Annotated in this window: 18 protein-coding genes; 9 read left to right on the top strand and 9 right to left on the bottom strand. The window is 69.7% G+C overall.

The window, feature by feature from the left end; all coding sequences use genetic code 11:
- Window positions 1–42 precede the first annotated feature (42 nt).
- Complete coding sequence (locus tag GBZ48_RS23535; protein ID WP_174473235.1) at window positions 43–771, top strand: amino acid ABC transporter ATP-binding protein; 729 nt, start codon at window positions 43–45, stop codon at window positions 769–771.
- 131 nt (window positions 772–902) lie between these two features.
- Entirely contained in the window at window positions 903–1,598 is a 696-nt protein-coding gene (locus GBZ48_RS23540) for a GntR family transcriptional regulator (protein ID WP_246307416.1), read from the top strand.
- A gap of 17 nt (window positions 1,599–1,615) precedes the next feature.
- Here GBZ48_RS23540 and GBZ48_RS23545 read toward each other — a convergent pair whose 3' ends face one another.
- The 7 genes from GBZ48_RS23545 to GBZ48_RS23575 all read right to left on the bottom strand — a co-directional run bounded on the left by GBZ48_RS23545 (window position 1,616) and on the right by GBZ48_RS23575 (window position 10,737).
- Complete coding sequence (locus GBZ48_RS23545; RefSeq protein WP_174473237.1) at window positions 1,616–5,119, bottom strand: indolepyruvate ferredoxin oxidoreductase family protein; 3,504 nt, start codon at window positions 5,117–5,119, stop codon at window positions 1,616–1,618.
- Window positions 5,120–5,247: 128 nt separating this feature from the next.
- The gene (locus GBZ48_RS23550; protein WP_174473238.1) at window positions 5,248–5,970 is read right to left on the bottom strand and encodes a GntR family transcriptional regulator; all 723 of its coding nucleotides are present in this window, start codon (window positions 5,968–5,970) and stop codon (window positions 5,248–5,250) included.
- Between the two features lie 177 nt (window positions 5,971–6,147).
- The gene (locus GBZ48_RS23555; RefSeq protein WP_174473239.1) at window positions 6,148–6,873 is read right to left on the bottom strand and encodes an ABC transporter ATP-binding protein; all 726 of its coding nucleotides are present in this window, start codon (window positions 6,871–6,873) and stop codon (window positions 6,148–6,150) included.
- Complete coding sequence (locus tag GBZ48_RS23560) at window positions 6,870–7,691, bottom strand: ABC transporter ATP-binding protein (RefSeq protein WP_174473240.1); 822 nt, start codon at window positions 7,689–7,691, stop codon at window positions 6,870–6,872. Before GBZ48_RS23560 ends, GBZ48_RS23555 begins: the two co-directional genes overlap by 4 nt.
- On the bottom strand, window positions 7,675–8,574 hold the full coding sequence (locus tag GBZ48_RS23565; RefSeq protein ID WP_209798287.1) for a branched-chain amino acid ABC transporter permease: 900 nt from the start codon (window positions 8,572–8,574) through the stop codon (window positions 7,675–7,677). Before GBZ48_RS23565 ends, GBZ48_RS23560 begins: the two co-directional genes overlap by 17 nt.
- Complete coding sequence (locus GBZ48_RS23570; protein ID WP_174473241.1) at window positions 8,567–9,466, bottom strand: ABC transporter permease subunit; 900 nt, start codon at window positions 9,464–9,466, stop codon at window positions 8,567–8,569. The genes GBZ48_RS23565 and GBZ48_RS23570 overlap by 8 nt, the downstream gene beginning before the upstream one ends.
- A gap of 89 nt (window positions 9,467–9,555) precedes the next feature.
- Window positions 9,556–10,737, bottom strand: a complete 1,182-nt coding sequence (locus GBZ48_RS23575; RefSeq protein ID WP_209798288.1) for an ABC transporter substrate-binding protein — start codon at window positions 10,735–10,737, stop codon at window positions 9,556–9,558.
- A 253-nt stretch (window positions 10,738–10,990) separates the two neighbouring features.
- Here GBZ48_RS23575 and GBZ48_RS23580 point away from each other — a divergent pair, with 253 nt between their 5' ends.
- The 4 genes from GBZ48_RS23580 to GBZ48_RS23595 all read left to right on the top strand — a co-directional run bounded on the left by GBZ48_RS23580 (window position 10,991) and on the right by GBZ48_RS23595 (window position 15,094).
- A complete protein-coding gene (locus tag GBZ48_RS23580) occupies window positions 10,991–11,341 on the top strand; it encodes a RidA family protein (protein ID WP_174473242.1) in 351 nt (116 codons plus the stop codon).
- A gap of 57 nt (window positions 11,342–11,398) precedes the next feature.
- Window positions 11,399–12,646, top strand: coding sequence for a D-amino acid dehydrogenase (locus tag GBZ48_RS23585; RefSeq protein ID WP_174473243.1), 1,248 nt, complete (start codon window positions 11,399–11,401; stop codon window positions 12,644–12,646).
- Window positions 12,647–12,727: 81 nt separating this feature from the next.
- The gene (locus tag GBZ48_RS23590; protein WP_174473244.1) at window positions 12,728–13,534 is read left to right on the top strand and encodes a maleate cis-trans isomerase family protein; all 807 of its coding nucleotides are present in this window, start codon (window positions 12,728–12,730) and stop codon (window positions 13,532–13,534) included.
- A gap of 129 nt (window positions 13,535–13,663) precedes the next feature.
- Window positions 13,664–15,094 (top strand): MATE family efflux transporter, encoded by a 1,431-nt coding sequence (locus GBZ48_RS23595; RefSeq protein ID WP_174473245.1) that lies wholly within the window; start codon window positions 13,664–13,666, stop codon window positions 15,092–15,094.
- A gap of 11 nt (window positions 15,095–15,105) precedes the next feature.
- On the opposite strand, the gene GBZ48_RS23600 is transcribed toward GBZ48_RS23595, so the two are convergent.
- A complete protein-coding gene (locus tag GBZ48_RS23600) occupies window positions 15,106–15,939 on the bottom strand; it encodes an AraC family transcriptional regulator (protein WP_174473246.1) in 834 nt (277 codons plus the stop codon).
- A gap of 93 nt (window positions 15,940–16,032) precedes the next feature.
- Here GBZ48_RS23600 and GBZ48_RS23605 point away from each other — a divergent pair, with 93 nt between their 5' ends.
- From GBZ48_RS23605 to GBZ48_RS23615, 3 genes are read left to right on the top strand one after another with little or no spacing between them, the layout of a single operon-like run.
- The gene (locus GBZ48_RS23605) at window positions 16,033–18,168 is read left to right on the top strand and encodes an FUSC family protein (RefSeq protein WP_174473247.1); all 2,136 of its coding nucleotides are present in this window, start codon (window positions 16,033–16,035) and stop codon (window positions 18,166–18,168) included.
- The gene (locus GBZ48_RS23610; RefSeq protein ID WP_174473248.1) at window positions 18,165–18,380 is read left to right on the top strand and encodes a DUF1656 domain-containing protein; all 216 of its coding nucleotides are present in this window, start codon (window positions 18,165–18,167) and stop codon (window positions 18,378–18,380) included. The genes GBZ48_RS23605 and GBZ48_RS23610 overlap by 4 nt, the downstream gene beginning before the upstream one ends.
- Window positions 18,377–19,261 (top strand): efflux RND transporter periplasmic adaptor subunit, encoded by an 885-nt coding sequence (locus GBZ48_RS23615; RefSeq protein WP_174473249.1) that lies wholly within the window; start codon window positions 18,377–18,379, stop codon window positions 19,259–19,261. The genes GBZ48_RS23610 and GBZ48_RS23615 overlap by 4 nt, the downstream gene beginning before the upstream one ends.
- 42 nt (window positions 19,262–19,303) lie before the next feature.
- Here the strand turns inward: GBZ48_RS23615 and GBZ48_RS23620 are convergent, their stop codons facing one another.
- Entirely contained in the window at window positions 19,304–19,786 is a 483-nt protein-coding gene (locus GBZ48_RS23620; protein ID WP_174473250.1) for a hypothetical protein, read from the bottom strand.
- Window positions 19,787–19,893 lie beyond the last annotated feature (107 nt).

Consider the following 19,893-nt stretch of genomic DNA (forward strand, 5'->3'; position numbering starts at 1 on the left):
CCCTCATCCGCCCAACGCCCCCATCGCCAAGAGAATCCCCCCATGATCGCCATCGAGAATGTCAGCAAGAGCTACGGCACCTTCCAGGTCCTGAAGGACTGCACGACCACCGTGCGGAAAGGCGAGGTGGTGGTGGTCTGCGGCCCATCCGGGTCGGGCAAATCGACGCTGATCAAGTGCGTCAACGGGCTGGAGCCTTTCCAGTCGGGCCGCATCGAGGTGGACGGCATGGACGTCGGCGCGCCGGGCACGAAGATGTCGGCGCTGCGCGCCCGCGTCGGCATGGTGTTCCAGAACTTTGAGCTGTTCCCCCACCTGACCATCATGCAGAACCTGACCCTGTCGCAGCGCAAGGTGCTGGGCCGCCAGACCGCGGAGGCCGAGGCGAAGGGCGAGGCGTTGCTGGCGCGGGTCGGGCTGGCGACCCAGGCGCACAAGTTCCCCGGCCAGCTGTCCGGCGGCCAGCAGCAGCGCGTCGCCATCGCCCGCGCCCTGGCGATGGACCCCATCGCCATCCTGTTCGACGAGCCGACCTCGGCGCTCGACCCGGAGATGATCAACGAGGTGCTCGACGTGATGGTCGAGCTGGCGAACGAGGGCATGACGATGATCTGCGTCACCCACGAGATGGGATTCGCCCGCAAGGTCGCCCACCGGGTGATCTTCATGGACCATGGCAGCATCATCGAGGACTGCACCAAGATCGAGTTCTTCGAGACCCAGCGCTCGGAGCGCGCCGCCCAGTTCCTCGCCAAGATTTTGCAGCACTGATCCCGGCCCGGATGAGCCGCCGCCCCCTATCCCCACGGTCAGGCCGATCAGAACCTTTGCAGGACAACGGTTCGTCTGCTTTGTTAGGGGAAGATCAGCGTCAGGTGGCAGGACTTGGTATGAGCATGGACATGGACGATTCCAAAGCCGCGACGCCGGCCGCAGCAGGTGCGAATCTGGCCGGTGCAAATTTGGCCGGCGTGAATCTGGCGAGCATGGCCTACCGCACCATCCTGGAGATGATCCTCGACCGCCGCATCCCCAGCGGCGAGGTGATCGTCGAAGACCGGCTGGCCACCGCGCTCAGCATCTCGCGCACGCCGATCCGCGAGGCGCTGGTGCGGCTGGCGAGCGAAGGGCTGATCCGCAAGGAGTTCAACCGCCCCTACCGGGTGCGCGAGGTCTCCAACCGCGAATATTTCCAGAGCATGCGCCTGCGCGAGATCCTGGAGGGGGAGGCCATCGCCGCCGCCGCCTCCAGGGTCGATCCGGTCCGCTTGCAGGCGATGAAGGCCGAGATGCTGCGGCTGCGCGACGAGCCCAAGATCCGCTTCGAGGATCATTGGGCCGCCGACGAGGAGTTGCACACCCTGATCGCCGAGGCGTCCGGCAACGCTGTGCTGGCGCAGATCATCCGCGACCTGCGGGTGACGACGCGCCTGTTCGAGCTGTCCGGCCTGCCGTCGCGCATCCGTCCCGACTGCGACGAGCATCTCGACGTCATCGCCGCGCTGGAGAGCGGCGACCCGGCGGAGGCCAGGGCCGCCATGGAGCGACATATCCGCAGCCTCGCCAAGGATGTGCTGGGCGAGATCGCCAAGAGCTGACGCCTCCGTTCAGCCGCTCACTCCGCCGCCAGACGCTGCGGCGTCGTGGAGCGGAACTGCGCCGGCCAGTCGCGCAAATCCGCCTCCGCCTGGGCCATGGCCTTGTCCTTCACATGGCCATAGCCGCGGATCCGGTCCGGGACGCCGGCGATCCGCACGGCCAAATCCAGCTTTTCCGGGGTGAGGCCGGCCAGCATTTCCGTGATGGCCCGTTCGTAATCCCCGATCAGCCGGCGTTCCGCCCGGCGCTCCGCGGTGCGCCCGAACGGATCGAACGGCGTTCCGCGCAGTCCTTTGAGCCTCGCCAGCACCTTGAACATGGTCAGCATCCAGGGGCCATAGGCACTCTTCTTCAAATGGCCTGTCCGCGCGTCGCGACCCGCAAGCAGGGGCGGAGCCAGATGGAAGCGCAGGCGGAAGCCGGCCTCGAACTGCCCGGCCAGCTGGGCGAGGAAGGCGCCGTCGGTATAGAGGCGGGCGACCTCGTACTCGTCCTTGTAGGCCATCGCCTTGTAGAAGGACCGTGCCACCGCCGCGGTCAGCCGGCTGCTGCCCGGCACCGCCGCCGTCTCGGCCCGGTGGACCCGGTCGACCAGCAGGCGGTAGCGCTCGGCATAAGCCGCGTTCTGGTAGGCGGTCAGCTGTTCGACGCGCCGGGCGATCAGCCCGTCGAGATCGTCGGGTGGCGGAGCGGCCACGCTTGAAGGCTTGGCCGGGTGCGCCGCCGCGAGCGCGCCGGGATCGGCAGCCGCGCGCCGTCCCCAGGCGAATGCCGACCGGTTGCTGGCAACCCCGCTGCCGTTGAGGACGATGGCCTTGTCGATGGCGGCGGCGGACAGCGGAACCAGCCCTTTCTGCCACGCGTAGCCGAGCAGGAAGAGGTTCGCCATGATCGCGTCGCCGAACAGCGCAGTGGCGATGGCGGTGGCGTCCAGCGCATCGACCGCCGCCGGGCCGCCGCAGGCGTCGGCGACCCGGCGAACCAGCAGCGGCAACGACAGCCGCTCCTCCGGGTTGCGGGTGAAGGCGCCGGTGACGGTCTCATGCCGGTTGAGCACCGCGCGGGTACGGCCGGCCTGCATGCGGCTCAGCCCGTCCTCGCCGGCCGCGACCAGCAGATCGCAGCCGAGCACGGCATCGGCGCCGCCGGGGGCGATGCGGGCGGCATGGATTTGGTCGGTCCGATGCGCCAGGACGATGTGCGACATCACCGCACCGCCCTTCTGCGCCATGCCGGTCTGGTCGAGGATGGAGCAGGCCAGCCCCTCCAGATGCGCGGCCATGCCGAGGATCGCGCCGATGGTCACCACCCCGGTGCCGCCGACCCCGGTGACGAGAAGGCGGTAGGGTCGATCCAGCGGCGGTGCCACCGGGTCGGGCAGGGGAGCGGTGTCGGCATCGGGCGTCGGGGCGGCGGCCGGGCGCGCCTTGCGCAGCGTGCCGCCCTCCACCGTCACGAAGGACGGGCAGAAGCCGCTCAGGCAGGAGAAGTCCTTGTTGCAGGAGGACTGGTCGATCGTCCGTTTCGTCCCGAACTCGGTGTCGACCGGCACCACCGACAGGCAGTTCGACTGGGTCGAGCAGTCGCCGCAGCCCTCGCAGACCCGCTCGTTGATGACGACGCGGCGGCCGGGATCGGGCAGCTTGCCGCGCTTGCGGCGGCGGCGCTTCTCGGCGGCGCAGGTCTGGTCGTAGATCAGCGCCGACACGCCCGGCACCTCGCGGAACTCGCGCTGCACGGCGTCGAGATCGTCGCGGTGGTGGATGGTGACATAGGGCGGCAGGCCGGAGGACAGGCCGTACTTCTCCGGCTCGTCGCTGACCAAGGCGATGCGCTGCACCCCCTCGGCGCGCACCTGCCAGGCGATGGCCTGCGGGGTTAGCTGACCGTCGTGGGACTGGCCGCCGGTCATGGCGACGGCGTCGTTGAACAGGATCTTGTAGGTGATGTTCACCCCGCCGGCGACCGCCGCGCGGATGGCGAGCAGACCGGAATGGAAATAGGTGCCGTCGCCGATGTTCTGGAAGATGTGGCGGGTCGGCACGAAGGGAGCCAGCCCGACCCAGTTGGCGCCTTCCGCCCCCATATGGGTGTAGGTCGCGGTGTCACGATCCATCGCCTGCGACATCCAGTGGCAGCCGATCCCGGCATGGGCCCGCGAGCCCTCCGGCACCTTGGTCGAGCTGTTGTGCGGGCAGCCGGAACAGAAATAGGGCGTGCGCTTGGCAACCGGGCCACCGGGGCGGGGGCCGGGGGCAGTGTTGTTTTCAAGGCGGCCGAGCGCGTCGGCGTCCACCTCCACGCCGCAGCGGGCGAGGCGCCGTGCGATGGCCGTGGCGATTTCGGCGACCGACAGCTCGTCGTGGGAACGCAGCAGGGGGACCCCGGACTCGTCATGCTTGCCGGTGACGCGCGGGCGCCGGTCCGCCGGCAGGCCGTAGAGGATGTCCTTGATCTGGCCCTCGATCAGCGGCCGCTTTTCCTCCACCACCAGGATCTCGTCGAGGCCGGCGGCGAAGCTGCGCAGGCTGTCCGGTTCCAGCGGCCAGGGCACCGCCACCTTGAAGACGGCGATGCCGAGTGCCGCCGCCCGGTCCTCGTCGATGCCGAGTTCCGCCAGGGCCTGCCGGACGTCGAGATAGGCCTTGCCGGCGGTGACGATGCCGAAGCGCGCCCCGCCGCCGCCGCTGCCCAGCGCCACGCGATTCAGGCCGTTGGCGCGGACATAGGCCAGCGCCGCCGGGATCTTGTGCAGGTGCAGGCGGGCCTCCTGCTCCTGCGGGCTGTCCGGCCAGCGGATGTTGAGGCCGCCGGGCGGCAGGACGAGGTCGGCGGGGTCCCGGATGACGGGGAGGGCCGGGTCGAGGGTCATCGAGACGCTGCGGTCGGTCAGGTCGGCCGTCACCTTCATGGCGGTCCAGCAGCCTGACAGGCGCGACAGCGCCCAGCCATGCAGCCCGTATTCGATCATCTCCGGGATGCCGGACGGGCTCAGGATCGGCATCATCGCATCGACCAGCGCATATTCGCTCTGGTGCGAGGTCGTCGAGGATTTGCAGGTGTGGTCGTCGCCGGCCAGCACAAGCACGCCGCCCCGCCCGGCCGAACCGGCAAGGTTGGCGTGGCGGAAGGCGTCGCCGGTGCGGTCCACCCCCGGCCCCTTGCCGTACCACAGGCCGAAGACGCCGTCCCAGTCCGGCTTGTCCTGCAGATGGATCTGCTGGCTGCCCCAGAGCGCGGTGGCGGCCAGATCCTCGTTGACGCCGGGAACGAAGCGGATGTCGTGGGCGTCCAGGAAGCTCCGCGCCCGGCCCATCTCCATGTCGATGGTGCCGAGCGGCGAGCCGCGGTAGCCGCTCACCAGTCCGGCGGTGCGCAGGCCGGCGGCGCGGTCGCGCCGTTTCTGGAGCAGCGCCATCCGCACCAGGGCCTGCGTGCCGTTCAGGAACACGCGGCCGTGTTCGGCCAGATACTTGTCGTCCAGGGTCACCGCGCCCGTCATCACCACGCCGTCCGGCATGTGCGTCCTCCCTCGGTGTCATTGTGTGTTCTGAAGTGTACACACTTTGTCGAGAGGGTCAACGCCGGTTCTGGGGCCGGTTCCGGAGAAGGGGTGCCGCAGCGGCTTTTGCCGCTGTCCGGGCCGGCTCAGCTGGCCATGCGGCCCATGTAGATGCGCGCAAGCCCTTCCTTCATGGCGGACACCGCGTCGGCCACGCTGATGCCGATATGGTCCGACATGCAGGCCACGGCGCGGTCGCGGTCGCGCGCCTTCAACGCTTCGGCAATCGCCAGATGCTCGTCGAAGGTGGTGGTGCGGCGCAGCGGGTTCTCAATCTCGATGCGGCGGACGAAGCGGATCCGCGCGTTGATGCTCTCCAGCATGCGGACCAGTTCGGGATTGCCGCCCATCGCGGCGATGCGGATGTGGAACTCCTCGTCGCGGCTGGTCAGCTCCTCGGCGTCCATCGCCGCGCGGTTCGCCCGCACGCCGTTCCAGAAATCCATCAGTTCGGCGATGCGGACGTCGCTGGCGCGCTCGGCGGCGAGTTCGACGCTCAGCCGTTCCAGCGACGCCCGCACCTCGAACAGGCCGATGATCTGCTCGGCGTCGAAGGGGCGGCAGTAGAAGCCCTTGTTGGGCACCAGCGTGATCAGTCCTTCGATCACCAGCCGGTTCAGCGCCTCGCGCACCGGCGTCCGGCTGACGCCCAGGGTGGCGGCCAGCTCCACCTCGTTGATCCGCTGTTCCGGCCGGAATTCGAAATTCACCGCCATGCGCTGGATCGCGGCATAGACGCGGTTGACGCTGTCGGCGGCGCGCGGCGCGGGAGCCGCCTTGATGGTCTTCTTGCGCGGGGTTCCCGCCATGATCGTCCTATGTGCTTCCTGCGGTGCCGGTGGGACAACACCCGAATGCCGATGCCGGGTTCCGGTGGTGGAGTTTCCGGCGACGCACCGTTGCGGCGCGTCGCGCGGGACCATAGCACCGGTGGAATATGCAGGCCAGTATACACAACTGCGACCGATTGGGCGGGACGGGGAAGGTCAATGCGCCGGGCCGGCTCCCAGATAGAGCTGGCCGACCGTTTCGTCCTCCAGGATCTCGCGGGCGGTGCCCTCGCGGTGGACCCGCCCCATCACCAGCACATAGGCGCGGTCGGAGACCTCCAGCGATTCCGCCGCGTTCTGCTCGACCATCAGGACAGAGACGCCCTCGCGGTCGCGGATGCGGCGGATGTGGGCGAACAGCTCGTCCATCATCAGCGGCGACAGGCCGGCCGACGGCTCGTCGAGCAGCAGGTGGCGCGGCCCCGGCATCAGCGCACGGGCCAGCGCCAGCATCTGCCGCTCGCCGCCCGACAGGCTGTCGGCCCGCGCCCCGGCCTTGCGGCCGAGGTTCGGGTAATGCTCCAGCAGCTGTTCGAGCCGGGCCCTGCGGGCGGCCGGCGCGACGAACTGGCCGCCCAGCTCCAGGTTCTCGCGGATGGTCAGCGGCCCGAAGATGTTGTCGAGTTGCGGCACATAGGCGACGCCGCAGTCGCGGATCCGCCGGTGCACCGGGATGCCGGCGAGGTCGCGGCCGTCGGCGACCACCCGGCCGGCGCGCGGGCGGAGCTGGCCGACGACGGTCTTCAGCAAGGTCGATTTTCCCGACCCGTTGGGACCGAGGATGGTGACGATCTCCCCCGGCTGCACCGTGATGGACAGGCTGTTCAGGATGTCGGCGTCCGGCACGTAGCCGGCGCGCACCTCGTGCACGGAAAGCGTCATGCTCTGGCTCCACTGGCTTTGGCGCCGGCCGGTCCACCGGCAACGACCCGCAGCGGGACGCCGGGCCGGCGGCGGCCGAGATAGGCTTCGACCACCTGCTGGTTGCCGCTCAGCTCGTCGGGGCGGCAATTGGCGATCACCGCCCCCTTGTCCAGCGCGAGGCAGCGGTCGCACAGGTCGCCGATGAAGCCCATGTCGTGCTCGACGATGACCAGTGCTGTGCCGCCCTCGCGGATGCGGCGCAGATGATCGGCCATGCGCCGGCGCAGCGACGGGTTGACGCCGGCCGTCGGCTCGTCGAGCAGCAGCACCGCCGGGTCGTCCATCAGCGCCACCGCCAGCCCGAGCAGCTTCTGCTGGCCGCCCGACAGGCCGCCGGCCGGGTGGTCGGCAAGGCCGGCGAGGTCGACCTCGGCCAGCAGCCCCATCGCCTTGCCGATGAAGGCCGCCTCCTCGCGCCGCACCCTGCCCGGCATCAGCAGCGAGCGCCAGGGCGAGGTGCCGGCCGGCAGCCGTCCGCCGGCCAGCATCACCTCCAGCACCGACATGCGGGCCGGCAGCTTGGGAAGCTGGAAGGTGCGGCGCAGGCCGAGCCGGCTCGGCTGCCAGGCGCGCCGCGCGCGGACCGCGGTGCCGTCGAAGCGGATCTCGCCGCTGGTCGGGGCGAGGAAGCCGCTCAGCAGGTTGAGCAGGGTGGTCTTGCCGGAGCCGTTGGGGCCGACCAGACCGACGATCTCGCGGGGCCCGATTTCCAGGCTGACATGGCTGACCGCGGTCAGCCCGCCGAAGCTGCGGGTGACGTCATGGGCGCTGAGCATGGTGCCTCCGCAGCCGTTCGGGGACCAGCCCCTGGGGTTTCAGCATCAGGACGGCCAGCACGATCGAGCCGATGGCAAAGACGCGCAGGCTGCCGGTCAGGTCGGACGGAAGGGCGACGACATCCTTCAGGAAGGGAATGCCGGCATAGAGCGTGGTGACCAGCAGGGCGCCGACCACCGCCCCCGCCACGTTGCCCAGCCCGCCGAGCACCACCATCGTCCAGATCAGGAAGGTCTCGAAGGGCAGCAGCTGGTCCGGCCCGATGAAGGCGAGGTAGAGGGTGTAGAGCCCGCCGGCCAGCCCGGCCATCGCCCCGCCGATGGCCAGAACCTTCACCTTGCAGGTGACGATGTCGTGGCCGAGCGCGGTGGCAAGGTCGGGATTCTCCCGCATCAGCCGCAGCACGCGGCCGAACTGGGTTTCCCCGAGCCGCCGCGCCACAAGCGCGGTGCCGAGCAGCAGCAGAGCCGCCAGCGCCAGGGTGGCAAGCGCGCGCGCCATGCCGTCGAGACCGGGGAACAGTCCGCCGATGCCGCCGATGCCCTGCGGACCGCCGGTCAGCCAATCCTCGTTGAGGGCGACCAGCCGCACCAGCTCGGCGACCGCCAGCGTCGCCAGCGCCCAGTATTCGGCGGCGAGGTCGCGGCCGAGACGGCCGATGGCGAAGCCGCCGAGTGCCGCCGCAGCCATGCCGGCGGGCAGGGCGGCCGGCCAGGGCAGCCCGGCGCGGGTCAGGATGGCGACCGCGTAGGCGCCGATGCCGAACAGCGCGATCTGGCCGAAATTCAGCAGGCCGCTGGTGCCGGCCTGGAGGTTGAGGCTGACTGCGGCGATCCCGAAGATCGCCGACATGATCAGCACATGCAGGCAGAACTCAAGCACGGCGTCCTCCCCGGCTCAGCAGCCCTTCCGGGCGGTACACGAGGGTCATGACGATGAGCGCGAAGCCGATGCCGGTCAGGTAGCCGAGCGGCAGGTAGCGCGGCCCGTCGGCGGCGAGCAGGCCGAAATCGATGCGCATCACCAGCGTCTCGGCGAGCGCGATGGCGAAGGCGCCGATCACAGCACCCGGCAGGCTGCCGAGCCCGCCGACGATGGCGGCGGCGAAGACCGGCAGCAGCAGCATCTGCCCCATGCCGATGTCGAGCTGGGTGACCAGCGCCAGCAGAATGCCGCCGATGCCGGCCAGCGTGCCGCCGAGGAAGACGGTGACCAGCGTGACGCGGCGGGCGTCGATGCCCGACGCGGTGGCCAGCGCCGGGTTGGCGGCGATGGCGCGGATCGAGCGCCCGAGCGGCGTCAGTCGCAGCATCGCGAAGAAGCCGACCAGGCAGACGGCGGTGATGGCGATGGCGGCGATCTGCAGATCGGACAGGATGGCGCCCCACAGATCGTGCGGCGGGGTCAGCGGCGTGTCGAACTGCTGCGGCCGGGTGCCGAAGACCGCCTGCAGGCCGGCGCGCAGCATCATGGCGATGGCGAGCGAGCCGATCAGCGCGCTGGCCGGACCGACTCCGGCGAGCCGTTCGAAGGCGAAGCGGTGCAGCAGCATCGCCGCCAGCCCGGCGGCGAGCGCCCCGGCGATGGCGGCGCCGACCAGCCCGCCGCCGGGAAACAGGGCGGCCACGGCCAGTGCCACCGCCGCACCCAGCGGGGCCATTTCGACATGGGCGACGTTGGGGAAGCGGCTGACGCCGTAGGACAGGTTGAGGCCGAGCGCGATCAGGGCGAGGTCGCTCGTCCGGATCAGGGTGTCGATCAATATCTGGATCACAGGACATGTCTCCGGTCGGGCGGGGCAGGGGCCCCGGCCGGGCGGCCGGGGAACCCTTCGCGTGCGGGAGGTCCGATCTGGGGCGGCGGCTACTTGGCGGCCGTCTTCAGCTCGCCGCCTTTGTAGGAGACGACGATGTAGGGCTGGGTCTTGCGCTGGCCCTGGGCGTCGAAGGCGATGGGCCCGGTGGCCCCGGCATAGTCGCCGAGCGCGGCGAGCGCCTCGCGGATCCTGGCGGGTTCGGCGCTGCCGGCCTTGTTGATCGCGGCGGCGGCCATCATCACCGCATCGTAGGTGTAGCCGCTGAAGGTGGTGGCGAACTCCTTGCCGAACTTCTTCTTGTAGGCGTCGCGGTACCAGGCGCCGTCGGGGCCGACATAGTTGACCTCCATGCCCATCTGGCCCTCGACCGTCTCCGGCCGGGAATCGGCGGTGCACATCGACAGGTAGATGCCGAACCAGGGGGTCTTCGACAGGCCGAGCTCGAAGGCTTCGCGGTTGATCGTCGCCGCCTCCTGGCCGTAGCCGGAATAGATGATGACGTCGGGCTTGGCGGCGGCGATGCGCTGCAATTCGCGCCGGTAGTTCGACTGCCCCTCGGTGAAGAGCAGGTTGGCGACAATCTGGCCGCCCAGCGCCTCGAAGGCCGCCTTGGTCTCGGCATAGACGCCCTGGCCGTAGGCGTTGTTGGGGGCGAGGAAGACCGCCTTGCGGTGGCCCATCCCGTAGACCGCCTGGGCGGTGAATTTCCCGGCGACGTCGTCCAGCCCGATGGTGCTGAAGGAGCGGTCGCCGATGGTCTTGATCGCCGGCGAGGAGGAACCGGGGTTGATGTGGACGATCCCCTCGCGCTGGAGATACTGGCCGACCGGGATGGTGTTGCCCGAGGAATATTCGCCGATCACCACCGGGGTCTTCGACACCGACACCAGCTTGCGCGCCGCGTCGATGGCGCTCTGCGCCCGGCCACCGGAATCCTCGACCGCCACCGCCAGCTTGCGGCCGAGCACGCCGCCGTCGGCATTGACCTTCTCCACCGCCAGTTCGATGCCGCGGCGCTGGTCCTCGCCGATGGTGGCGCTGGCCCCGCTCAGCGGCAGGACCGCGCCGAGCGTCACCGTGTCCTGTGCCCGCGCCGCACCGCTGCCCAGCATCGCCAGCGCCGCCGCGCCCAGCAGCGCGACCCCCGCCGAACGCCGCGTTATGCGTCCGGTCATGCCCTTGGCCGGGCCGTGGGTCGGGCCGCGGGTGGGGCCGTTCATCCTTGCCATCGCACATCTCCCTGACGGTGAATGTTAATCTGAATGACAATCTGTATACACTTAAGCGTATCGCCGCTTTTGACATGGCGTCAACGACTTTGTTCATGGGGCGAACATTTGTGCAGTTGCACAGGAATCGGGCCCGATTTTTGGGCGGTGCAGCAAGGAATAAAATTGTGTGGACTATTCTGTATACAGTTGCGTATCGTGCGAATGGAAGGCGGTGCCGCCTCCCGGCCCGCCGGTTTTCCGGGAGAGAATCATGAGCATCCAGCGTATCGAGGTCGGCCCGCGCATGAGCCAGGCCGTCGTCTGCGGCGGTCTGGTCTACACGGCGGGCGTGGTGGCGCTGCGGGCGCCGGGCGCCCCGGTGGCCGAGCAGACCACCGACATCCTCGGCAGGATCGACGAGCTGCTGGCTGCCGCCGGCACCGACAAAACGAAGCTGCTGACCGCCACCATCTGGCTCGCCGACATCGCCGGCTTCGCCGAGATGAACGGGGTGTGGGACGCCTGGGTGGCGCCGGGCAACACGCCGGTGCGCGCCTGCGTCGAGGCCAGGCTCGCCGCCCCGCAATTCACCGTGGAAATCCAGGTGACCGCGGCGCTGTGACCGCTCCGGCCAGGGAGGCGCTCAGGCCAGGGAGGCGTTCATGCCAAGGAGGCGTTCATGAAGGTCATCGTGATGGGCAGCGGGGTCGTCGGCGTGACGACGGCCTACTGCCTTCTCAAGGATGGACACGAAGTCACCGTCGTCGAGCGGCATGACGGCGCCGCCGACGAGACCAGCTTCGCCAATGCGGGGCTGGTGGCGCCGGGGCACGCCTATACCTGGGCGTCGCCGAAGGCTCCGAAGATCCTGCTGAAATCGCTGTGGCGCAACGATCAGGCATTGCGCTTCCGGCTGCGGCTGGATCCGGCGCTGTGGGCCTGGTCGCTGAAGTTCCTCGGCAACTGCCGGTCGGACCGGGTGGCGGTCAACACCGCCCGCAAGGTGCGGCTCAGCCTTTATTCGCAGGACATGCTGCATCGGGTGGTCGAGGACACCGGGGTCGCCTTCGACGGCGCCAAGGGCGGGCTGCTCTATCTCTACCGCAGCCCGGCGGCCTTCGACGCCGGTGTCGCCAAGATGAGGATCCTGACCGACAACGGCCTGCCGCTGGAGGTGGTCGACCGCGACCGCGCCGCCGCCATCGACCCGGCGCTGTCGGCCACCAAGGACCGCATCGTCGGCGGCATCTACGCCCCGTCCGACGAGAGCGGCGACGCCCGGCTGTTCACCCGCAACCTCGCGGACTGGTGCGCGGAACGGGGCGTCCGCTTCCTCTACGGCACGACGATCCGCGGCGTCGAGACCGCCGCCGGCGAGGTGACCGGGCTGGTCACCGACAAGGGCACGCTGACTGCCGACGCCTATGTGCTGGCAATGGGCTGCCAGAGTGCGGCACTGGCGAAGCCGCTCGGCCTGTCGCTGCCGATCTACCCGATCAAGGGCTATTCGGTCACCGTGCCGGTGGCCGGGCGCAACAACACGCCGCGCATCGGCGGGGTGGACGAAGAGAATCTCGTCGCCTACGCGCCGATGGGCGACCGGCTGCGCATCACCGCGACCGCCGATTTCGCCGGCTACGACAAGCGCCACAGCCCGGCCGACTTCCAGGCCATGCTGGCGGCGGCGCGCGATCTGTTCCCGGATGCGGCCGACTACAGCCGGCCCAGCTATTGGGCGGGCTTGCGGCCGATGACGCCGGAGGGAACGCCGATCTTCGGTCGCGGGCGCCAGCGCAACCTGTTCCTCAACACCGGACACGGCCACATGGGCTGGACCATGTCCTGCGGGTCGGCCCGCATCACCGCCGACCTGATCGCCGGCCGCACCCCGGCCATCCCGCTCGACGGCATGCAGGCCGTCCACTGACAGGCGCGCGGGCGGCGTCACAGCCGTGCCGGTGCGTCCGCGCCCGCGCCACTCCTCCGCGATACTGGGAGAACCCCCGACATGGATACCAACGTCACCGTCGCCGAGGATGGCGCCGGTTCCCCGGCCGCCACCCTGGTGCTTCCCTTCGCCACCGATGGCGGCCTCGCCGCCCGCGCTGCCATCGGGCTTCTGGTGCTCGCCACCGACCAGACCATCGAGCATGAATGGCGCTTCCTGCTCGGGGAGCCGGGGGTTGCCGTCTACAATGCGCGCCTGTGGAACGACAAGGAGATCGCGCCGGAAACGCTGGCGCGGATGGAGCAGGACATCGCACCGACGACCCGGCTGATCCTGCCCGGGCTGGAGTTGGATGTCGTCGCCTTCGGCTGCACGTCGGGCAGCATGGTGATCGGTCCCGAGCGTGTCCGCGAGCGCATCCGCGAGGCGCGGCCGGGCATCGCCACCACCACGCCGGTCGAGGCGGTGGATGCCGCGCTCGGCTCCCTCGGCGCGCGGCGCATCGGTCTCGTTGCGCCCTACCAGCGCCGCGTCGGCGAAGCGATGCGCGATTACTTCGTGAAGGCCGGTTACGAGGTGCCGGTGCTGGCGATCTTCGACGAACCCGACGATACCATCGCGGCGCGCATCGCCCCTGCCGCCATCGCCACGGCGGTGGCGCAGGCCGCCGCCCACCCGGAGGTGGACGCCGTGTTCGTTTCCTGCACCAGCCTGCGTGTCGCCGAGGCGGTCGAAGCCTTGGAGGCACGCACCGGCAAGCTGGTCACCTCGAGCAACCATGCGCTGGCGTGGCACAGCCTGCGCCTTGCCGGCGTCACGGATGTGCTGGAGGGCCGGGGGAGGCTGTTCCGCACCCCGCTGCGCTAGACAAGGCGGTGCGCCGGCGGTCTCCGCTTGCGGCAGCGTGGCCAGGGACGACTTGATGGGAAAGGCGGCGAACCAATCTCTGACCCCAGAGGTCGCCATCCCAGGGCCGCCCAAGAGGAGACCGCTGCAATGGCCGAAACCGCCGCAGGCCGCTTCACCACCGGTTCGCCGATGCGCCATGTGATGGTGATGACCGCCACCGGCTCGGTCGGGCTGATCGCGGTGTTCGCTGTCGATCTGCTGAACCTGTTCTACATTTCACTGCTGGGCGAACGGGAGCTGGCGGCGGCGGTGGGCTTCGCCGGCACCGTCCTGTTCCTGCAATCGTCGCTGTGCATCGGGCTGTCGATCGGCGCCGGAGCGCTGGTCGCACGCGCCATCGGCGGCGGCCGGCGCGCGGAGGCGGCGAGGCTGGCGGGCTCCAGCCTGATTCTCACCGCACTGGTCGCCGCAGCGGTCGGCCTGCTGACCCTGCCGCTGCTGGGACCGGCGATGGATCTGCTGGGCGCCAGGGGAGCCACCAGGGATCTTGCCGTCGGCTATCTGACCATCCTGTCGCCGACCCTGCCGCTGCTCGGCCTCGGCATGGGCTGTTCGGCGATGCTGCGGGCGCAGGGCGATGCGCGCCGCGCCATGACCGTCACGCTCTATGCGGCGCTGTTCACCGCGGCGCTGAACCCGCTCCTGATCTTCGGCCTGCGGCTGGACCTGACCGGTGCGGCGGTGACGGTCGTGCTGTCGCGCTGCCTGCTCGCCGCCGTCGGCTGGCACGGCGTGGCGCGGGTTCACCGGCTGCTCGCCGCCCCGGGCTGGACCGGCCTGCTGAAGGATGCCGGGACCCTGGCCGGCATCGCCGGCCCGGCGGTCCTCACCAATCTCGCCACCCCGGTCGCCGGCGTTTATGTCACCACCAGCATGGCGCGTTTTGGCGATGCGGCAATCGCCGGGGCCGCCATCGTCGACCGCATGGTTCCGGTCGCCTTCGGCACCATCTTCGCCCTGACCGGCGCAGTCGGCCCGATCCTGGCGCAGAATCTGGGTGCCGGCCGCCCCGACCGGGTGCGGGCGACCCTGCGGGCCAGCCTGGCGCTGATCGTCGTCTGGGTGCTGGCGGTCTGGCTGGGCCTGTTCCTTGCCCGCGATCTGGTGGTGAGCGCCTTTTCCGCCGAGGGCGTGTCGGCCGATCTGGTCCGCCTGTTCTGCACCGCGGTGGCCGGCGGGTTCCTGTTCGTCGGCTTCCTGTTCGTCGGCAACGCCGCCTTCAACAATCTGGGCTTTCCCCTGCTGGCGACCGGGTTCAACTGGGGCAGGGCGACGCTGGGGACCATGCCGTTCGTCGCGGTCGGCGGCTGGCTGGGCGGGGCGCCGGGGGTGCTGATCGGACAGGCGGCGGGATCGGTGCTGTTCGGCATCGCGGCGGTCCTGGTGGCGTTCCGGGTGACCGGGCGGCTCGGCCGGAGCGGAGGCGGCCCGGCACCGGAGGCCGTGGCGGTGCCGGCCGACGTTCCGCTGTCCGGCAAGGCGGCGGTCGCGCTGGCCGTGCAGGTCAACCGGCCGTGAGGCGGCATCGCTTACCCGGCACCCGGCTTGCTCTTCCCTGTCCGTGACTCCGACAGCCTCGCCCTGCGTTGGGTGAAATATTGTGCCGGCGTGCTTCCCAGAGCCTTCTTGAACATCGTGATGAAGGCGTTGACCGACTCGTAGCCGAGCGTGTCCGCCACTGTCTGCACCGCAGCCCCGCCGGCCAGTTCGCGAAGCGCCACGACAAGGTGCAACTGCTGCCGCCAGCGTCCGAAGGTCAGGCCCGTCTCGCGGAGCATCAGGCGGGCCAGCGACCTCTCGCTCATCGCGACGCGCCTGGCCCAGTCCCCCAGGGTGCTGCGGTCGGACGGTTCGAGCGTCAGGGCGTCGGCAATCGCCCGGATCTTCGGATCGTTGGAGATGGGCAGGTTGAAGTGTTCGCGCGGCATTCCGGCCAGTTCGTCCAGCGTCACCCGTGCAAGCCGGGCGGCATGGCTGTCCGGCAGATAGTCCAGAACCTCGCCGGTCAGCCGGTTGACCAGTTCCCGCACCAGCGGAGAGATCGACAGGGTGCAGCAGACCTCGGGCAGGTTTGCCGCTCCCGGCTCGACGAACAGGTAGCTGAGCCGGGCATTCGCCGTCGTTCTGACGCTGTGCGGCATGCCGCCCGGAATCCACACGCCGCAATCGGGCGGCACGATCCAGATCTCGTCGTCCGCGGTGCAGGTGACGGCGCCATGCAGCGCCAGAATCAGCTGTCCCCGCCGATGCACATGCACCGGCACTTCCGCCTCGTATTCCGCGAAGTCGAGCAGGCGTGCGACGGCGGGCCGGTCCGCAAGATCGGGGTCGAAGACGGAAACGGCGGACCGTGACCCGGACATCGCATTTGGCATGGTCGGTTTTGGCATGATTAAGGGATTTTTTGACAGGATACCTAATTTATCTGATTGCGCAACGCGCCGATACTCGCGGGCATGAGAACCCACTCTCCTTCGAACCGGCTCCTGACGGCCACCGGGATCGCGCTCCTGCGGACGGATGCGGACGCGCTGCTCTTCTCGGCGAAAAGCTTCGCCGCGGCGATGCTGGCCTATTACATCGCGCTGCGCGCAGGGGTGCCGAAACCCTCCTGGGCCATCGTCACCGTCTACATCGTTTCGCAGAACTCGGCCGGCGCGTCGCTCAGCCGCGGCGTCTACCGCTTCGCGGGCACGATTGTCGGTGCGGCGGCGACCGTGGCGATCATCCCCTGTTTCGTGAACGATCCGCTTGTCTGCAGCGTGGTCCTCGCCGGCTGGATCGGCCTGTGCCTCTATTTCTCGCTGCTCGACCGCACCGCGCGGGCCTACGCCTTCGTTCTGTCCGGCTACACCGCCAGCCTGATCGGCTTTCCCGGCGTGTTCAATCCCGCCGCCATCTTCGATACGGCGTCGGTGCGGGTCCAGGAGATCTCCATCGGAATCCTCTGCGCCGTCCTGGTCCATCGCTTCGTCCTGCCGAAGCGCATGACCGGCCAGTTCACCGCCAAGCTGTCGGCGACGCTGCGGGACGCCCGCCGGCTGGCGGGCGATGCGCTCCGCGGAAGCTCCGGGTCGGAGATCCGCCGCGACCGCGACCGGCTCGCCGGCGATCTTCTCGCCCTGCAAGGGCTGGCCGGTCACCTGCCCTACGATCCGGTCCCGGTGGCGCCGAGCCGCGAGACGCTGCACCTGATCCATGACCGGCTTGCGCGGCTGCTTCCGCTCGCGACGGAGGTCGGGGACCGCATCCATGCGCTGCGCAGCGGAGACTGCGGCCTGCCCGACGAACTGGCCAACGAGCTGGCCGCGCTGCTGGATGAGACGGGGCGTTGGCTCGCTGCTGCCGATGCGGCCGGGCGGGATGCCGTCGGGATCCGGCTGATCGACCGCGCCCGGACGCTGCGGACACGCATCGCCGCGGAGGCGGCGACGGCCGGCGACAGGCTCGCGGCCAACCTCGCCGGCCACCTCGCCGAGATGATCGGCCTGCTTCACGAGTGCGACCGGCTTGGACGGATCGTCGGACGGAGCAGCGCCCGGACCGCCATTGCCGCCACCATGCTGCCGGACGCCGCATCGCACCGCCGCGCCGGGCGCGCGACGGGCTATGTCTATCACCGCGACCCCTGGATGGCCGCCTGGAGCGCGCTGGGCGCGGTCGCCGGCATCGTCATCGGCTGTGCGTTCTGGATCTGGTCGGCCTGGCCGGAGGGCGGACTGGCGGTGTCGATCCTCGGCGTCTGCTGTGCCCTGTTCGGCAACGTCGACACGCCGGCGCCGAATGTCGTCAAATACATGACCGGCTCGGTCGTCGGGGTGGCGGTCAGTCTGGTCTACAGCTTCGCCATCCTGCCCCGCGTGACGGATTTCGCCGGTCTCGCCGTGGTGCTGGCACCGGCCTTCCTGGTCGCCGGCTCGCTGCAAGCCCGGCCGCCGACGACCTACATGGCGCTCGGCATCACTTTGACGATCCCGATCCTGTCGGGGCTGGGCGCCAGCTATGCCGGCGACTTTGCCGGGTCGCTCAACAGCGTCGTCGCGCTGTTCGCGGCAACGGGATTTGCCGTCGTCAGCATGAGCCTGTTCCAGACCATCCCGGTCGATGCGGCAATCGGCCGGCTGCTTCGGCTGAACCGGCGGGATGTCAGGCGGCGGGCCCTGGGCGGCGCACCCGACGAGGCGCTCTGGACGAGCCTGATGATCGACCGGACGGCGCTGCTGCTGCCGAGGCTCCGGCTGTCCGGGGCATCCTACCCGGATGTGCTCGACGACACCCTGCACCATCTGCGCGTCGGTCACGCCGCCGGCCGGTTTCATCGGGCGATCCGGCATCTCGACGGCAAGGGCGGCGCCAGTGACGGTGAGATCGCTTATGACGGGTACGAGCTTCTCACCGCGATTGCCCTGCGCTTCGGCCCCGGATACCGGGCGGGACCTTCCGATACCATCGCTCTGCACCGGCGCATCGAAGCGCTGATGGCGCGGATCGCCGACCGCGCTCTGCTGCTCGACCTGCTCATCGACCTCCGGTTCGCCCTCGGTCCGGGCGGTGCGGTGACTTGGGAGAACGACCGGGAGAACGACCCATGATCCTCGATCTCGACCTCGGGGGCGTCTTCCTCCCCGGTCTGCTGGTGCTTGCCCTGGCGGCGCTTGCCGGCACCGTCGCGCTGGTCCGTCTTTTCGCGGCTGCGGGGCTCTTCCGCCTGACCGCCAGCCGGCCGCTCGTCGAACTCGCCACCTTCGCCCTCCTCTACGGCCTGCTTTTGCAGGCTCTGCCCTCCAGCGGAACATTCCAATGAAAGCTGTGCTGTCCCTGCTCGGGCGCTATGCCCTGACCCTTTGCTTCGGCACGGCTGCCGCTGTCGTGGCGTTGCAGGTGTGGAACCGTCACGAGCAGACACCGTGGACGCGGGATGCCCGGGTGAGCGCGGAGGTGGTCCAGATCGCGCCGGAGGTCTCCGGGACCGTGGGCACCGTCTCCGTCGCCGACAACCAGTATGTGCATCGGGGCGATGTCCTCTATGCGATCGACGCCAGACGGTTTTCGCTCGCGGTGGCGTCCGCACAGGCCGAGGCCGAAGCCCGGCGCCAGGACATGCTTGTCCGGCAGGCGGCGGCGCGGCGGCGAAGCCAGCTCCGCGAGGTCATCTCGCAGGAGGATGTACAGCAGACGGCCGGTGCCGCGGCACAGGCGGCGGCGACCTATGACGGCGCGGTGGCGGCGCTCGATCTCGCCAAGCTCAACCTCGCGCGGGCGACGATCCGGGCGCCGGTCGACGGGTATGTCACCAATCTGCGGCTGCGGCCCGGCGACTATGCCACGGCCGGCGTGACGAAGATCGCCATCCTCGACGCCACCAGCTTCTGGATCACCAGCTATTTCGAGGAAACCAAGCTGCGGCGGATCCGTGTCGGCAGCCCGGCGCGGATCATGCTGATGGGCTTCGATGAACCGCTGTCCGGCCATGTCGAGAGCATCGGCCGGGGCATCGAGGACAGCAACGGAACGCCCGGCCACCTCGGCCTGCCGAACGTCGAGCCCACCTTCAGCTGGGTCCGCCTCGCCCAGCGCATCCCGGTGCGCATCCACATCGACCGGGTGCCGCCCGGCGTCGAACTGGCGGCGGGGATGACGGCGACCGTCGCCATCGGGTCCGGGACGGACTCCAGCGCGCTGTGACCGGCCGCGCCGGATGTCGTGTCGGATGTCGCGAGTGCGGTTTCAAGGCGGCGGGGGCAGCCGGCCGCGGGCGATTTCGACCGGGTAATCGGCGAAGAAGACCGGAAAGGTGCCATGCTCGGCGCTCCCCAGCATGGCGACATACCACCCGGCATAGGCCCAGTCCGCACCCTGGCCGTCGCGGGCGATCCCGGGAAACCGCTCGACGAACTTCGCGGCGAGATGGCGGGCGGAATCCTGCGCCGAATCCTCCCATCCGAAATAGCGGTCCTTCTGGCCGGTGCTGTAGCTGGCGACCTGCCGGCTCCAATCGAGCGGCTCCCATCCGTTCGGGGCCACATTGCCCGCCGGCGTGACGTGGCAGCGCCAATGGCATCCGGACGGGGCCATGCCGGGCGCGATCCTGAGGCGCTGGTACCCGACCTTGTGAAGCTCGCCCACCATGGCGAGCAGGCGGCCGGCCCAGCGGATGGCCGGATCGGTGGGCGGAGACAGCGACACCGGCATGACTTGTGCCCCGTCCATCCGCATCTCCTTCCAATAATTGGCCGATCACCGATTCAGCCATCGCCGTTCCGGCCTTGCAAGCCTCCCGGGACAGCCCGGCCCCCGACCGTCAAGCGGCGGTTCCC

Source organism: Azospirillum melinis, from assembly GCF_013340935.1.
GTDB classification, from domain to species: Bacteria; Pseudomonadota; Alphaproteobacteria; order Azospirillales; family Azospirillaceae; genus Azospirillum; species Azospirillum melinis.

Coding starts and splice junctions, on each gene's coding strand:
- GBZ48_RS23535 (WP_174473235.1), top strand. CDS start 43: ATGATCGCCATCGAGAATGTCAGCAAGAGCTACGGCACCTTCCAGGTC.
- GBZ48_RS23600 (WP_174473246.1), bottom strand. CDS start 15,939: ATGTCCGGGTCACGGTCCGCCGTTTCCGTCTTCGACCCCGATCTTGCG.
- GBZ48_RS23555 (WP_174473239.1), bottom strand. CDS start 6,873: ATGACGCTTTCCGTGCACGAGGTGCGCGCCGGCTACGTGCCGGACGCC.
- GBZ48_RS23620 (WP_174473250.1), bottom strand. CDS start 19,786: ATGGACGGGGCACAAGTCATGCCGGTGTCGCTGTCTCCGCCCACCGAT.
- GBZ48_RS23575 (WP_209798288.1), bottom strand. CDS start 10,737: ATGGCAAGGATGAACGGCCCCACCCGCGGCCCGACCCACGGCCCGGCC.
- GBZ48_RS23540 (WP_246307416.1), top strand. CDS start 903: ATGGACGATTCCAAAGCCGCGACGCCGGCCGCAGCAGGTGCGAATCTG.
- GBZ48_RS23580 (WP_174473242.1), top strand. CDS start 10,991: ATGAGCATCCAGCGTATCGAGGTCGGCCCGCGCATGAGCCAGGCCGTC.
- GBZ48_RS23560 (WP_174473240.1), bottom strand. CDS start 7,691: ATGCTCAGCGCCCATGACGTCACCCGCAGCTTCGGCGGGCTGACCGCG.
- GBZ48_RS23610 (WP_174473248.1), top strand. CDS start 18,165: ATGATCCTCGATCTCGACCTCGGGGGCGTCTTCCTCCCCGGTCTGCTG.
- GBZ48_RS23550 (WP_174473238.1), bottom strand. CDS start 5,970: ATGGCGGGAACCCCGCGCAAGAAGACCATCAAGGCGGCTCCCGCGCCG.
- GBZ48_RS23585 (WP_174473243.1), top strand. CDS start 11,399: ATGAAGGTCATCGTGATGGGCAGCGGGGTCGTCGGCGTGACGACGGCC.
- GBZ48_RS23595 (WP_174473245.1), top strand. CDS start 13,664: ATGGCCGAAACCGCCGCAGGCCGCTTCACCACCGGTTCGCCGATGCGC.
- GBZ48_RS23605 (WP_174473247.1), top strand. CDS start 16,033: ATGAGAACCCACTCTCCTTCGAACCGGCTCCTGACGGCCACCGGGATC.
- GBZ48_RS23615 (WP_174473249.1), top strand. CDS start 18,377: ATGAAAGCTGTGCTGTCCCTGCTCGGGCGCTATGCCCTGACCCTTTGC.
- GBZ48_RS23545 (WP_174473237.1), bottom strand. CDS start 5,119: ATGCCGGACGGCGTGGTGATGACGGGCGCGGTGACCCTGGACGACAAG.
- GBZ48_RS23590 (WP_174473244.1), top strand. CDS start 12,728: ATGGATACCAACGTCACCGTCGCCGAGGATGGCGCCGGTTCCCCGGCC.